This is a genomic window from Bradyrhizobium ferriligni, from assembly GCF_056837965.1.
The window spans coordinates 66108-80435 of the sequence record NZ_JBXEJO010000005.1; the positions used below are offsets into that span (position 1 = coordinate 66108).

17 protein-coding genes are annotated in these 14328 nt (G+C 59.5%); 15 read left to right on the forward strand and 2 right to left on the reverse strand.

Annotated features, from left to right (window positions below):
* Positions 1–45 precede the first annotated feature (45 nt).
* The 4 genes from AC1VNY_RS04130 to AC1VNY_RS04145 all read left to right on the forward strand — a co-directional run bounded on the left by AC1VNY_RS04130 (position 46) and on the right by AC1VNY_RS04145 (position 3408).
* Positions 46–537 carry a cupin domain-containing protein gene (locus AC1VNY_RS04130; RefSeq protein ID WP_482404195.1) on the forward strand — a complete coding sequence of 164 codons (492 nt, stop codon included), beginning with the start codon at positions 46–48 and terminating at the stop codon, positions 535–537.
* 110 nt (positions 538–647) lie between these two features.
* On the forward strand, positions 648–1865 hold the full coding sequence (locus AC1VNY_RS04135) for an MFS transporter (protein WP_482404196.1): 1218 nt from the start codon (positions 648–650) through the stop codon (positions 1863–1865).
* Positions 1866–1957: 92 nt separating this feature from the next.
* Complete coding sequence (locus tag AC1VNY_RS04140) at positions 1958–2197, forward strand: DUF2798 domain-containing protein (RefSeq protein ID WP_212056057.1); 240 nt, start codon at positions 1958–1960, stop codon at positions 2195–2197.
* A 1046-nt stretch (positions 2198–3243) separates the two neighbouring features.
* Complete coding sequence (locus AC1VNY_RS04145) at positions 3244–3408, forward strand: hypothetical protein (protein ID WP_162832446.1); 165 nt, start codon at positions 3244–3246, stop codon at positions 3406–3408.
* Positions 3409–3460: 52 nt separating this feature from the next.
* Here the strand turns inward: AC1VNY_RS04145 and AC1VNY_RS04150 are convergent, their stop codons facing one another.
* Both AC1VNY_RS04150 and AC1VNY_RS04155 read right to left on the reverse strand, forming a co-directional pair.
* The gene (locus AC1VNY_RS04150) at positions 3461–3670 is read right to left on the reverse strand and encodes a hypothetical protein (protein ID WP_482404197.1); all 210 of its coding nucleotides are present in this window, start codon (positions 3668–3670) and stop codon (positions 3461–3463) included.
* On the reverse strand, positions 3654–4019 hold the full coding sequence (locus tag AC1VNY_RS04155; protein WP_482404198.1) for a Dyp-type peroxidase domain-containing protein: 366 nt from the start codon (positions 4017–4019) through the stop codon (positions 3654–3656). Before AC1VNY_RS04155 ends, AC1VNY_RS04150 begins: the two co-directional genes overlap by 17 nt.
* Before the next feature lie 339 nt (positions 4020–4358).
* Here AC1VNY_RS04155 and AC1VNY_RS04160 point away from each other — a divergent pair, with 339 nt between their 5' ends.
* From AC1VNY_RS04160 to grpE, 11 genes are all read left to right on the forward strand, one after another.
* Positions 4359–4820, forward strand: a complete 462-nt coding sequence (locus AC1VNY_RS04160) for a GNAT family N-acetyltransferase (protein WP_482404199.1) — start codon at positions 4359–4361, stop codon at positions 4818–4820.
* A gap of 286 nt (positions 4821–5106) precedes the next feature.
* Positions 5107–5379 carry a DUF1488 family protein gene (locus AC1VNY_RS04165; RefSeq protein ID WP_482404200.1) on the forward strand — a complete coding sequence of 91 codons (273 nt, stop codon included), beginning with the start codon at positions 5107–5109 and terminating at the stop codon, positions 5377–5379.
* Positions 5380–5655: 276 nt separating this feature from the next.
* Complete coding sequence (locus AC1VNY_RS04170; protein WP_482404201.1) at positions 5656–6552, forward strand: bestrophin family protein; 897 nt, start codon at positions 5656–5658, stop codon at positions 6550–6552.
* 615 nt (positions 6553–7167) lie between these two features.
* Positions 7168–7374, forward strand: coding sequence for a CsbD family protein (locus tag AC1VNY_RS04175; RefSeq protein WP_163151966.1), 207 nt, complete (start codon positions 7168–7170; stop codon positions 7372–7374).
* Between the two features lie 211 nt (positions 7375–7585).
* Positions 7586–7795 (forward strand): hypothetical protein, encoded by a 210-nt coding sequence (locus AC1VNY_RS04180; protein ID WP_482404202.1) that lies wholly within the window; start codon positions 7586–7588, stop codon positions 7793–7795.
* 97 nt (positions 7796–7892) lie between these two features.
* Positions 7893–10160, forward strand: a complete 2268-nt coding sequence (locus AC1VNY_RS04185) for an FdhF/YdeP family oxidoreductase (RefSeq protein ID WP_482404203.1) — start codon at positions 7893–7895, stop codon at positions 10158–10160.
* A gap of 58 nt (positions 10161–10218) precedes the next feature.
* Positions 10219–11631 (forward strand): cytochrome ubiquinol oxidase subunit I, encoded by a 1413-nt coding sequence (locus tag AC1VNY_RS04190; RefSeq protein WP_482404204.1) that lies wholly within the window; start codon positions 10219–10221, stop codon positions 11629–11631.
* A 5-nt stretch (positions 11632–11636) separates the two neighbouring features.
* Complete coding sequence (cydB, locus tag AC1VNY_RS04195) at positions 11637–12641, forward strand: cytochrome d ubiquinol oxidase subunit II (RefSeq protein ID WP_482404205.1); 1005 nt, start codon at positions 11637–11639, stop codon at positions 12639–12641.
* On the forward strand, positions 12641–12754 hold the full coding sequence (locus AC1VNY_RS04200; RefSeq protein WP_038387860.1) for a DUF2474 family protein: 114 nt from the start codon (positions 12641–12643) through the stop codon (positions 12752–12754). Before cydB ends, AC1VNY_RS04200 begins: the two co-directional genes overlap by 1 nt.
* A 297-nt stretch (positions 12755–13051) precedes the next feature.
* On the forward strand, positions 13052–13579 hold the full coding sequence (locus tag AC1VNY_RS04205; protein ID WP_482404206.1) for an HdeD family acid-resistance protein: 528 nt from the start codon (positions 13052–13054) through the stop codon (positions 13577–13579).
* An 82-nt stretch (positions 13580–13661) separates the two neighbouring features.
* The gene (grpE, locus tag AC1VNY_RS04210; RefSeq protein WP_482404207.1) at positions 13662–14318 is read left to right on the forward strand and encodes a nucleotide exchange factor GrpE; all 657 of its coding nucleotides are present in this window, start codon (positions 13662–13664) and stop codon (positions 14316–14318) included.
* The last annotated feature ends 10 nt before the right edge of the window (positions 14319–14328 follow it).

Here is a 14328-nt window from a genome sequence, read left to right on the forward strand (position 1 = left end):
CGGCCAGCCTTTCGGGGCCGCGACATCAAGCAAGGAGATAACGACATGTTCAATGACATCGCAACCTCGCGCAAGATCTGGCAAGCTCTCGGCGTCGCGAGCGCCATTACCATTTCCCTCGCGGCAGCATCTGCGGCTTTCGCCGGCGAATGTCCCGCCGACAAGATGAAGGCCAACGCCCGCTCGATGGTGGACTACAAGCCGGTCGGTGTTACCGACGTGACGCTTGGCTCCATCGATCTCGGCAAGCAACCCGCGCATATCGAGGGCCGCGAACTGCGTTTCCGCAAGCTGACCATCGAGCCCGGTGGCATTGTGCCCTGGCACAGCCATGACGATCGGCCGGCGCTGATCTTTGTCCAGCAGGGCGAGGTCGTCGAATACGCCAGCAACTGCATCGATCCGATCGTGCACAAGGCAGGTGACTTGCGACCGGAGATCTACGACACCTCGCATTGGTGGAAGAACCTCGGCAAAGAGACCGTCATTCTCTATGTCGGCGACGTTCGCAAGGATCCGACTGACCACAACATGTAACGAGTGCTCCAGCCCCACGCCTCGTTACCGGATGTGACGACCCGGGAGCCACGTGCCGGCCCCGCACGCCTGGGTGTCACATCCACCCTTCGATCACAGGAGCTGCGGCGATGACTGATATGCCGATGGAAGTCACAGCAAGACCAATGCAAGAGCACGGTCATTTGCCGGACGTGGCGTTGCGATCTCTGGTGATAGGCCTCACCGCATTCCTGACCGTCGTCGACCTGTTCGCAACTCAGGCAATTCTACCAACTCTGACACGGCACTACGGCGTAACGCCTGGTGCGATGGGTTTCGCCGTCAACGCCAGCACGATCGGCATGGCAGTCGCAGGACTGGTGGTCGGATCCTTCAGCCCGCACATCGATCGCAGGACGGGCATTCTGGCAAGCCTGCTTCTGCTCGCGATTCCGACGAGCTTGCTTGCCGTCGCGCCGAACCTTACCGTCTTCACGATTCTTCGCATCATGCAGGGCCTCTGCATGGCTTCAGCCTTTACGCTCACCCTTGCCTATCTGGGCGAACAGTGCAGCGCGATGGATGCCGGCGGCGCCTTCGCGGCCTATATCACCGGGAACGTCGCAAGCAATCTTATCGGACGTCTCATCTCGGCGTCTGTGTCCGACAATCTGGGCCTGGCGACGAATTTCTATTTCTTTGCCCTGCTCAATCTCGCAGGCGCGCTGCTGGTCTACTTCACGATCAAGCGGGTCCAGCCCATGCACTCCATTGGCCCAGCACAATCGCCATTTTCGGCAATGATAGGGCATTGGCGCGATCCGGCCCTGCGCGCGGCCTTCGGCCTTGGCTTCTGCATCCTGTTCGCCTTCATCGGCACCTTTACCTACGTCAACTTCATCCTGGTTCGTGCCCCGCTGTCGCTCGGTATGATGGGGGTGGGTCTTGTCTATTTCGTATTTCTCCCCTCCGTAGTTACGACGCTGCTGGCGGGCAAGGCGGTGGCACTCTTCGGCATGCGCCTATCACTTTGGGGCGGTCTCGCAATTGCTGCGCTAGGCTTGCCACTGATGCTCTCATCGCACCTTGCGGACGTGCTCGCAGGGATGGTGCTGGTCGGGGTCGGCACCTTCTTTGCGCAAGCCTGCGCCACCGGCTTCGTCGGGCAAGCGGCGCAAACAAACCGCGGGGTTGCCAGCGGCACCTACCTTGCCTGCTATTTCCTCGGCGGCCTGGTCGGCAGCGCCGTGCTTGGTCAATTGTTCGATCATTTCGGATGGGTCGCCTGTGTCGCAGGCGTGGGTGTGGCGTTGGCATTAGGGTGTATTTTGACTGCAAGCCTCCGGATCCCGGTGTCTGGTCGATAAGACGAGGCTTCCTCGCGAAATATAACCCTGCCTGCCTAGCGTCGGCTCGAGGTCGGCATGACCTTTGCTTCCGTCTTGCCAAAGGTCCTCCAATGCTCGGCATTCCGCGTCGCTACAGCCATTTCGTTTTTGCGGTCATTCAGTCCGGATTGACCTGCCTCGTCGCGGCCGGAATCGCTAGTTTTCCATCTCTCGTGCTTGGCAACTTCTTGCACAATTGGCTGTCATCTTGGCTGATTGCCTGGGCGACAATGTTGCCGATCGTGGTTCTGGCCGCGCCAGCGATTAGAACGCTTGCTTTTGTCCTCACGCGAGACGAGCGGGCAAACTAGAGTTCACGAGGGTACGCCTCTTGAGGGCCGTCACCTACGAAGCTCCGCCACCTGGACTCACGCGCTATCATCGAGCGCACGCTATCCCCGACGTCAGGCCGAGAGGCACAAGGTGCACGTCCAGAGCTCAAGGAGCTACGCATCTTGTTTGGCGAGATTCTGCCCGAGATCGTCAGTCGCCAACCTGCCTGCAACGATGATCTTTTTCAGATTGCTTACTCGCTCGAATGAGCCAGAACCGGAATATCGGTTCGGACACGCACATCGCACTGCAAGACAACGCGGACCCGACACGATTCGAACGTGTAGCCTTTGCCTTCGCAGGACGGCCGTCAAGCGCGCAGATGATTTTATTAGCCGCAGCGTACGTGCGCGTCCCCGCGTCTATCTCCTACTGACACGCGCTACGCCTTGCAAACTCACTGTGAGTTGGATCCGCTCCCGGTACGAGATGTCCATCCGCCAGAGCTTGGCGGCAGCGTTGCCGGCCCTGCTCACGTCCGGCGTGACGAGGAGATAGAGGCCGCCGCCGGTCACGTCGGAAGTCTTGGCGGGGCTCCACGCACCCTTGCCGAATTTCGGTCGGGCGGCGCGGCAGTCGACGTGTTGGGATTGGCGCTCGCGCTACCGTTCATGCGGGCCATCCGCTCAATTCCCTTGTTCGGGCATAGCGAAATTCGTCGTGAACGTTTGCTCCCCCGATACCAACAAAAATACCAACAAAACGGACGGCCGCCGCGAATTTCTACGTGTGTTTCCAATGAACCGCGAAAAATCAAGAATCGAGCCAATGGCGTAAGTTATTGTTATTAGTTTTTGTCGTGAATTGCTGCCGATACCAACGGAAATACCAACAGGGCGACGCTAGGTATTAGCTGGCAGAATAAAAATACGGGCTCCTCGGCAACCAGCGCCGCCCATCCCGTTTGGTGCATCCGCCTGAAGGCGGAGCGCGCTCTCGCTGAATTGCCTTGAACGATCTTGGCTACCGCTCGTTCATGAGGTTCATTGTTCCGCGCGGACCAGTCCACCATTGAGAAACGCCCATGAAGAAAAAATTCGATCCTGCTCCCGTCGACAAGCTCGCGGTCGATCCCAAGAAGGCAATCGAGGCAGACATGAAGCAAACCAAGCTCGAGGAAGGTCTCGAAGAGACTTTTCCGGCCTCTGATCCTGTGAGCGAGACTCAACCGAAACCCTCAAGATACTGATCATTTGGCGACGCCTTCCCCAGTATCTGTTTCGACGCGGATCGCGACCGCTTCAGGTAGTTTGAGCCCGCCAGGTAGCTAGATTGTGGAGGTACTTCTGGACAACCACATAGCTGCCGCCGGCATAGTCCGGGTCTTCGTCGCCAACAAGAGTCGCGGCCGGAAGATCGAGACCATCGCGGTTCGCCGTGCCGTCCACGAACTCCAGCAAGTCCCGGCCGTCGAAATACCGGAAGCCAGCGACATCATCCACGGCGGTCACTGCGTCGCCGAAGGCCTCCCGGCGTCGATATCGCGGTGTGCCTGGCTCCCTTGATCTCCCTGAACGTAGTGAGCTCCTTTGGCTCCGGTTTGCCGGTGAGAGTCAGCCAGACGCGGTGACCGATTCCAACATTGGCGGTGAACGCCTCACTGTTGGCCCGCCCTCGGATATCCTTGATGAGATCGGTGGTGGAACCGACGGCGGCGCGAACCGCCTCAAGAGCCTGATCGCCAGGATTGATCGCTAGCACGAGAAAGGCCGCCGACGCGGTCATGGGCGCATCGATGTACTGGGGCTCGGAGTCGACCGCGCGATGCCGCGACTCCGAAGTCTGTGTTGTGCTGGACACGGTGATTGCGCCTCCCTCGTCGAACCAGGATCGTCCTTCAAGTCCGTTGCATAAGCAACGTGTTGCTTGGGCGCAGTATCTGTCCGGACTTCGTCGGCAGATCAGCCGCTTGCTCCAATCTGGCGGAACATCTCATGTGGCGCAGTCGTGCCTTGACTCACTGAGTGCGGCTAGCGGGGTGCTCCACGCAAAGGTGATAGACAAATTGTCCATAACAACACAGATTGTCCGCTGTCGTTCGATGCTCCTTCTGGAGCTGCCGGCATTGTTGCACACCGGAAATGGTACATCTATTGCCCGGAACGCTTTCGATCACGTCACGAAGTTGATTGTGTCGCGATGACAGATATTCGAATACTCACCGCGGAGCCAGGAGCGATCGAATTGGCTATCTGCGCGCGTTGGCGCGTCAATTCATTTTCAATGCTTCGTACTTCCTTCGAGGAAGAGCTAAGATCATTGCAGCAATTTGCTGCCGATCGGAGCCTTGGCGTGCTGCTCGTCGCGAAAGCAGATGGTGCGCCGATGGGCGCCTGCCTTTTGGTTGAGTCCGAGTTCGAGCCGAACCACGATGTCGCACCATGGCTCGCAGGTCTGTTCGTTGTCCCCGAACATCGCAACGAAGGAGTGGGCTCCATCTTGGTGCGGGCGATTGAGGATCAAGCGCGCCAGCGCGGATTCTCGCGGTTAAACCTGTATACATCAGAGGCAACCGGCTTCTATGCGCGGCTCGGATGGTCAATCGTTGATCGCACCAACTGGAGGGGCGTCGATGCAACGCTCATGGTTCGGGATCTATGAAGCGATGTTATGAAGTCGCTCCCGGCCTCGGCTGTTGCGCCGCCCTTCCTCCCTGGGCATCGACGATTCACCGATGGTTAGGTGTCTTGGACAAGCCTCCGATCCCAACTTGTCCGTCGCTGGGGACAAAATGTCTGCGTTAAGGGCGGTGATCGCGCTCTAATTCATTGAATTTGCGTCGTCTTGGGATTTGGCCTGCTCCTTGCTCTGGGAGCAACAGAGTCAATGATCGTATGGCCGCTCGGTCCGGGTTGATCCGGAGCGACCATCGTTTGAGGACCGTTAGATGGCGCTCGCTCGAGATCCCGATGGTCAATATGAGGTTCACCGTCATGGAATCTATTTCGTGATGTACCATGATAGTGCCGAGGTCACGTGCATGATCGCGCGCAGAGCGCTCAACGTGATGCGCGTGCGATTTCATCCCATTCCGAGCGCCGAAGAACTCTTCCTCATGCGCCGATCGTGTATCGAACGTGCCGCCAGCGACAAGTTTGAAAATCGTCAGTCCAGCGTCACCCGCGTGGTCTCGCTCGATCGGTTCGACGTGGATTTTTGAGCCAAACTTAGTCTTATAAATGATGTTGCAACCCGACACAGCGGCCGCATTCTCTGCTCCGTCACAGGAAAATTCTCACGGCTCCGAAGCGTCTATGTCCACGGTGACCAGTTCCAGCTGGTCGTCGTTCGGAGTGCTCTCGGGCGCTTTCAGAGCCAATCCAACTTCCCGATCGGCAAAATATCTGCTGTGGCTTGCGTGCGGCAGCGAAGTTGAGACCGGCGCGGCATTGCAAGACGGGTACGGCAATCAACCCCGGATACCGGGGAGATTGCAATGATCGTACGCTCCAAGCCCGGCTTTTGGGACGTCGCGTTTGCCGTCAACGGCTCGATCTTGCCGCGGATTGCGCCGCATCTGGTGGCGATTGCACTGATCAGTGTGTTGGCGATCTTTGCTGCCATGGAGCATCCGGGGATTTTCGCACGCATCAGTGCAGTTCCGTTTACGTTGATCGGCATCGCGCTGTCGGTCTTCATGAGCTTCCGAAACAGCACGTGTTACGCCCGCTGGTGGGAGGGACGCGAACTCTGGGGCAAGCTGATTATCGCCTGCCGCTCGTTCGCACGTCAGACTTCCACCCTCGAAGACGACGACCGGCGTGTCCTGCTCCGCGGCTTGTGCGGCTTTTGCTCCGGACTAACGGCGCGCCTGCGGGGTGAGGACGAGGTGGCGGCGATCAAGCCATGGAACGAGATCGGCGCCGGTTCAGGTAGCCCCAACCCGACCAATGCCATGCTTAGCCAGATCGGGCTGCACTGCTTGATGCTGATGAAACGCAACCGGATCGAACCAATTCACTATGCGGTCCTGGAAGGTCAGCTCACCGCTCTCTCCGACGTGCAAGGCGGGTGCGAGCGCATCGCGTCAACTCCGGTGCCATTCGCTTATTCGTTGCTGCTGCATAGGACCGCGCTGATCTTCTGTGTGACGTTGCCGTTCGCGCTTGCCGGATCGCTCGATTGGTGGACGCTGCTGCCCGTTCTGCTCGTCGCCTACACGTTTTTCGGCCTCGATGCGCTCGGCCATCAGCTTGAGTCTCCGTTTGGGTTGGAGCCAAATGCCCTTCCGCTTGACGCAATGCGGCGAGCGATCGAACGCGAGATGCTTGCTCTGCTCGGAGAGCGTGATTTGCCGGCTCCGATAAAGCCTCGCCAGAATGTGCTGATGTAACTCCCGTAGGCTGCCGAGAGGGAGCGGACCCTGGCCGTGTCAACGGCTCAGTGCGGGGTTGCAGCGGGTCGCCAGGAAAGATCGTTGGACCAAACATAGATGGCTATGGCTGCCAGGCACAAGGCGATGCCAACCCAGAAGATGGGCGAGTGATGAATCGGTCGTCGGCCTCTCGGATCGCGCTTCATCTGATCTCCCCAGTAGCATGAATAATCTACGAAGCGTCCTTGCGCATGAACACGGTGCCTCAACGTTCGGGAAAGTAAACGAAGGCGTTGGTGAAGTCATTCGCCATCGCGTTCGTCACGCCGTCCCTTGTGCCAACCAAACGTCCGTGCCGTCGAATGCATTCCGACGTCGACGGCGAGTCGATGCGGCAATGGTGTCGAGGCCGCCGCCCCAGGCGTTGCATCATGGAGATCAAGCCGCGGCCGGAAGCGCATGCCGCAATCTGCCGCGGCGGACAACTTGGCCAAATCTGTCGTGACAAATTGTCCATCGCCGATGGCCCGCGCCGCCTAACTCATTGATATGACGATGCACTCAGGCTGGCACGCCTGTTGCTAACCTCTCCTCGATGCACGTTTCACGGTTAGGCAAAAGAAGGAGATAGAAATGAACTGGGATCGCATCGAAGGAAACTGGAAGGCTGCAAAGGGCGCACTCAAGGCAACATGGGGCAAGCTGACCGACAACGACATTGACATCATCAATGGCGACAGGGAGCGGCTGGAGGGCAAGCTGCAAGATCTCTACGGCATTGACAAGAACCAGGTCCGCAAAGAGGTCGACAAGTGGGCCAGGGAAGCAAATTGGGATTGATCCTGATTGAGTGATCCCGGCGGATCGACGGCTGCTGCGAGGCAGCATCGACTCCCGATTTACATTCATCGTCTGCGCCGGACGATCACAGCGGATCGCAAAGCTGCGCAGAGCCTGGGTCGGCGAAGCCCGGCCTCAAGAGTCTCCTGGACTGCTGCGATTTGCGCCCCGGCGAGAGCACCAGCCAGGACAGGATACACAAGGAGATACAATGTCCAAGGATCACGACAAGGCGTCACACGGATCGCAGGACGCGCGACGTCACAAGATCGATCATCAAACGCGCAACGAGTGGCTTCACAGAGACGCCGGCCTCAAGGATGCGTGGCGCGCATCCGGCATGACGCGTGATGACTTCATCCGGCACAACGAAGGCATGATCGACAAGGTGATCGTCGCTAGCCTCGACCAGGATCGATAAAGCAGCTGGTAGCACGGTCCAGCGTGTTGCGGGTGATCTTATTCAGGTCACCCCGCTGAAGACCCTACGGAAGATCTGACAATTGCGGAGTTGATTTATGTTGGACGGTAAGCCGCGCTTTAAGACGTATCATCATCCCGCTGGCGGTTGGGGTGCCGCCGCAGCGACCGCAAAGATTCTTCTCGAGCAGAGTGTGGTGACGAAGGGATCCCGCGCGCTTTTGTCAATGAATCAACCCGGCGGGTTCAAGTGCTCAAGTTGTGCGTTTCCCGACGCGGAATGCAAGAAGACGCTCGACTTCTGCGAGAACGGCGCCAAGGCACTGGCGTTTGAGGCAACAAAGTTTCGAGTCACACGGGAGTTCTTTGAACGGCACACCGTCTCCGAACTCATGGAGCGGTCCGACTATTGGCTCGAGATGCAAGGACGCTTGACGGAGCCGATGCGCTATGACTCATCGTCGGATCGCTATGTGCCGTGCAACTGGGACGACGCGTTCGCGCTGATCGGTCAGCATCTGCGGTCTCTCGACACTCCCCACGAAGCGGAATTCTACACGTCCGGCCGTACGCCCAACGAAGCGGCGTTTCTCTATTCGATATTCGTCCGGGAGTTCGGGACGAACAATTTTCCCGACTGCTCGAACATGTGCCATGAGCCGACGAGCCGGGGCTTGCCACCCTCCATCGGTGTCGGAAAGGGCACCGTTGTCCTGGATGATTTCGAGCACGCTGAAGCGATATTCGTCATCGGGCAGAACACGGGCACGAACTCGCCTCGGATGATGAGCAATCTGGTCGAAGCGAGCAAGCGCGGGGTTCCGATCGTCGCCGTCAATCCGATGCCCGAACGTGCGTTGGTGCGCTTCGCTGATCCGCAAGATATCATCCAGATGGCGACCTTTGGCTCGACCAAGATTGCCAGCGAGTTCGTTCATGTCCGCATCGGAGGCGATCTTGCCCTCCTGAAGGGCATCATGAAAGTCATGTTCGAACGAGAGGAACGTGGCGAAAAGATCATCGACTGGGAGTTCATTCGTGAGCATACCGTCGGTCTGGATGCGGTCCGGGGCGACGCGCTGGCGCAGACATGGTCGGAATTGGAGCGAGTCTCAGGACTTGAGCAATCGCAAATCCGCCGCTGCGCCGAAATCTATATTCGCTCGCGCGCGACGATCATTTGCTACGGGATGGGCATTACACAGCATCAGGAGGGATCGCGGCTGGTGCAGCAGTTGGTCAATCTGCTCCTGCTCAAAGGCAATTTCGGCAAGCCGGGCGCCGGAATTTCACCCATTCGGGGTCATTCCAACGTGCAGGGAGATCGCACTGTCGGTATCGACGAACAGCCGAGCCAGGACTATCTCGATCGTGTTCGCGACGTTTTTGGGTTCGAACCTCCGCGCGAACATGGTCATCATACCATTGAATCGGTCGCCGCGATGCAGGCGGGGACAGCGAAGGTTTTCATCGGTCTCGGTGGCAATTTTGTGCGCGCGGTACCCGATACCGAACGATCATACGCAGCGATGCGAAAGCTTGCGCTGACGGTCGCAATCACGACCAAGCTGAATCGTGGCCATCTGGTTCACGGTCGTGACGCCTTGATGCTGCCTGTCATCGCGCGCTCGGAAATCATCCAGACGGCAGCCGGCGAGCAGTTCGTGACGATCGAGGACTCGATGTCGAATGTCACGGCGTCTCGCGGCGTGTTGTCGCCGGCGAGCCCGCATCTTCTGCCCGAGGTGGAAATCGTCTGCCGCATCGCGCAGGCGACGTTGCCGAACAGCAAGGTCGACTGGAAGAGGTATAGCGAGGATTACGGCTTGATCCGCGACAAGATCGCGGAGGTCTATCCGGAGATCTACAGCGACTTCTCCGAGCGCATCGAAAGCCCGAGAGGTTTTCACCTCGACGTGCCGCCGCGCGAACTGGTGTGGCCGACGCCGAATGGCAAGGCGAACTTTCTGCTTCTGCCGGGGCTGGAAGTGAACGCATCCGTTTCGGATCCCGACATGCTGCGACTGGCAACCATTCGCTCGCACGATCAATTCAACACGACGATCTACAGCAACAACGACCGCTACCGCGGTGTCTACAATGATCGAATGGTTCTCTTCATGAACGCCGAGGATCGAGCGGCGCGAGGGCTCGAGGACGGCTCCAGCATTGCGCTCGAGACGATCAGCGATGATGGCATACAGCGGCGCGTGAGCGGATTGAAGGTGCTGGATTATCCGATGCCGCGCGGATCGGTTGCGGGATATTACCCCGAGCTCAATCCGCTGCTGCCTCTCGACTACTACGACAAGATCAGCGGGACGCCCGCAGCCAAGTCCATTCCGGTACGTGTTGTTGCCGCTTAATCGGCCGGATGCCGGTGACGAAGTGCCGGGACTCATATCCTGAAGCAAGGAGGGGACATTGCTGGACAATCTCAATGCGGTGATTCTGGCGCGTGCCCAGTTTGCGTTCACCGTCTCGTTCCATTTCATATTTCCATCTTTCTCGATCGGGCTTGCGAGCTATCTGATGGTGCTCGAGGCGTTGTGGCTGAGGACGGGGCAAGGCGTCTATGCCAACTTGTTCCGCTACTGGCTCAAGATCTTCGCCGTTGTGTTCGGCATGGGCGTCGTCTCGGGGGTGGTGCTCTCATATCAGTTCGGTACGAATTGGTCGGTATTCTCCACGCGGGCGGGACCGATCATCGGGCCGCTCATGGCTTATGAGGTGATGACGGCCTTCTTTCTGGAGGCGGGCTTCCTCGGCGTCATGCTGTTCGGCATGAGCAAGGTCGGGAAAGGCCTTCATTTCTTCGCAACGTGCATGGTCGCGCTTGGCACACTGATCTCGGCGACCTGGATCATTGCCGTGAACAGCTGGATGCAGACGCCGGCGGGATTCGCGATCAATGCGAAGGACCAGTTCGTGCCCGCCGGATCCTGGATCCCGATCATCTTCACCGCCAGTTTTCCGTATCGCCTCGTCCACACCGTGATCGCGGCCTATCTGACGACGGCGTTCGTGGTTGGCGGTGTGGGCGCCTGGCATCTGCTGCGAGACCGCGCCAATGCAGGCGCGCGCAAGATGTTTTCGATGGCGATGTGGATGGCCGCGATCGTGACCCCGATCCAAATTCTCGCGGGTGATGCCCATGGCCTCAACACGCTGGAACACCAGCCCGCCAAGGTTCTTGCTATGGAAGGGCACTACGAACCCAGCCCCGATGGCGCGTCGCTGATCCTCTTCGGCTTCCCCAGCAACGAGGCAGCGCAGGTCCGTTACAAGCTCGCGGTGCCGCGCCTGGGATCGCTGATCCTCAAGCACGATCCGGATGCACCCCTGCCGGGGCTCAGCGACTTCCCCAGGGATCAATGGCCGCCGGTGCCGATCGTGTTCTGGTCGTTCCGGATCATGGTCGGCCTTGGATTTGCGATGCTCGCTGTCGGTCTCTGGAGCCTGCTCGCGCGCTTCCGGGGAATGCTCTACGACTGGGCCTGGTTGCATCGCGCCTGTGTCGCGCTCGGACCGGCCGGCTTTGTCGCTGTGATCGCTGGATGGGTGACGACGGAGGTCGGTCGGCAGCCGTTCACCGTCTACGGGCTGTTGCGAACGGCGGAATCGCACTCGCCGCTGGCGGCGCCGGCTGTGGCAGCCTCGCTTGTCGCTTTCGTGCTGGTGTACTTCGCAGCCTTCGGCGCCGGCACCTATTATCTCCTGCGCCTGATGGCGAAGCCGCCCGCTCCGGGCGAGAAAGAGCCGCCCAAGGTACCGCAGCGCGCCGCAGGTATTACCCCGGCGGGCAGCGTCGGCGTGCCTCTGACCGCGGCGGAGTGAGGCCTATGTACAGCATCGACCTTACCACCTTCTGGGCTGCCATTATCGGCTTTGCGGTGATGGCTTACGTCGTCATGGACGGGTTCGACCTCGGCATCGGAATTCTGTTCCCGAGCTTTGCGGTCGGCGACGAGCGCGACCAGGCCATGAATTCGATCGCGCCGGTCTGGGATGGCAACGAGACGTGGCTGGTGATGGGTGGCGGCGGTCTACTGGCGGCGTTTCCGCTCGCCTATGCGATCATCCTTCCGGCCACCTATCCGTTGATGATCGCCATGCTGCTTGGGCTCGTCTTCCGTGGCGTCGCCTTTGAGTTCCGCTGGCGCGATCCAGGGCATCGACCATTATGGGACATTGCGTTCTGGTTGGGCTCCCTGGTGGCCGCCTTTGCGCAAGGCGTGACTCTCGGGGCAATTCTGCAGGGTATCCACGTTGTCAACGATGCCTATGCCGGCGGCTCGCTCGACTGGCTAAGCCCATTCAGCATCCTGACCGGCGTCGCGGTTGTGATCGGCTATGCGCTGCTCGGCGCAACCTGGCTGATCTGGAAGACGGAGGGGACGAGCCAACGTCACGCGCGCCGTGCCGCCTTCTGGCTCGGCGCCGGTACGCTTCTGGCGCTGGGGGCCATCAGCGCGGTGACGCCGTTTCTCGATTATGACTACTGGCGGCGATGGTTCGCAATGCCCGGCGTCTTGTTGACGGCCCAGGTGCCGCTGTTGGTGCTGATCAGCGCGGTAACTTTCTTCTGGAGTCTGAAGCGAGAGTTCGAGCGGCTGCCGTTCCTCATGGCGCTGGCACTCTTCCTGCTAAGCTTCATCGGGCTCGGAATCAGCATCTATCCTTACGCTGTTCCACGCGCGATTACGATCTGGGATGCCGCGGCACCAGTCGAAAGCCAACTGTTCATGCTGGTGGGCGCCTGCGTCATCATTCCACTGATCCTTGCCTACACCGGTTGGGCCTATTGGGTGTTTCGCGGCAAGGCAGGCATCGTGGGCTATCATTGATGCAGGCGCGGCTTCCGCTATGGCGCCGGCTCATGTGGATGGCTGCGATCTGGATCGCAAGCGTTGCGGCGCTTGGCTTCGTCGCGGGCGTGATCAGACTGTGGCTACGTTAATTCATCTCTCGTATCCGGTGAGCCGGCCCCACAGCGCTGAGGTCATTTTGTCCGAACGATTCCGGACAAAATGACCTTCAAGCAACGTGGGCCGTCATTAACTCGTTGAAATCGCGACATTTGCAGTCTGGCACGTCGATTGCGTTGTCGTCGGTTGCAGGAACGTCGTCGTCTGCAACGCAGGGCCAGCCTGGGCTCGGCAGTAACAGGATGTACGGCCACCAACAATCTCTGGGCATTTCACTTATGACGCACACAACTGCACCGTCAGAGCCGCGGGGAGCGTTCACGGGGATATTGAGCGAGGCGCGCGCGAAGTGGGGCTGGTTCGTCGCCCCCGGCATTCTCTTTGTCCTGCTGGGCTTCGGTGCTGTCAGCAATCTGCTGTTGGCGACCGTCGCGACGATCTTCTACATCGGCGCTCTGATGATCGTCGCGGGCGTTTTCCAGATCATCCATGCGTTTGGCGTCGAGAGTTGGCGCGGGCGCTTCCTCTGGGGCTTGGGTGGCTTATTTTACGCCGTGGCCGGCACGACAATCATTCTGGATCCAGTGATCGCCTCGCTTGTTCTGACTCTGATGCTGGCCGTTTTCACGATCGCATCCGGTCTGATGCGCCTGCTGCTCGGCTTCAGAGCGAGGGACGACCGTGGCTGGGGCTGGCTATTTGCTTCCGGCTTGCTCACAGCGGTCGCGGGATTGGCGTTTCTTTTGGGATGGCCACTCAACAGTCTTTGGCTGCTTGGCTTGCTGTTGTCGGTCGACCTCGTCTTCCAGGGCTGTGCGCTGATTGGCCTCGGCTTGCAGCTTCGCAGTACACGGTAGATGGCCGGCTTCGTGGCCTGGAAAACGGCTCGACCCGATGCGGTTCGAGCGACATACCATAGCGAGACATAAGAGAGCTGCCATGTCCAACAACGTCCCACCCAGGAATCCTTACGCCAACAGGCAGGGTTACCTTCAGCAGTCTCAGGAAGAGCCGCATCAGGGGAAGGACGTAGAGAAGGCGACGCCCGAGGATCCTTCAAGGGAGTGTGGTTCCGGATCGCCGGCCGCTGTGAGCGCTGAACCGACGTCAAACGTATCCGCGCAAGAGACGCACGACGCGATTGCGCGGCTCGTCGCGGAAAATGCCGATCTCAAGGACCGGCTCCTGCGTGCACTCGCGGATGCCGAGAATGTACGCCGCCGCGCGGAGCGTGATCTGAACGATGTGCGGCAGTACGCCGTGACCAGGTTCGCGGGCGATATGGTCAATGTCGCGGATAATCTGGAGCGTGCCATGTCCAGCCTGCCCGCCGAGTTGCGCAACGACGCCGGACCGTTCAAGACCTTTGTGGAAGGTGTGGAGCTGACCGAAAAGGAGTTGCTCCGATCGCTGGAAGCGCATGGCGTCAAGAAGCTTGACCCGACGGGAAGCCCGTTTGATCCTCGCTTTCACGAGGCGATGTTCCAAGTTCAGGATCCGTCAGTGCGAAGCGGTACGGTTACGACTGTGGTGCAGCCCGGCTATTCGATCGGCTCGCGCTCGTTGAGGCCGGCGAAGGTCGGCGTCGCAAGCTGAACTGCTATAG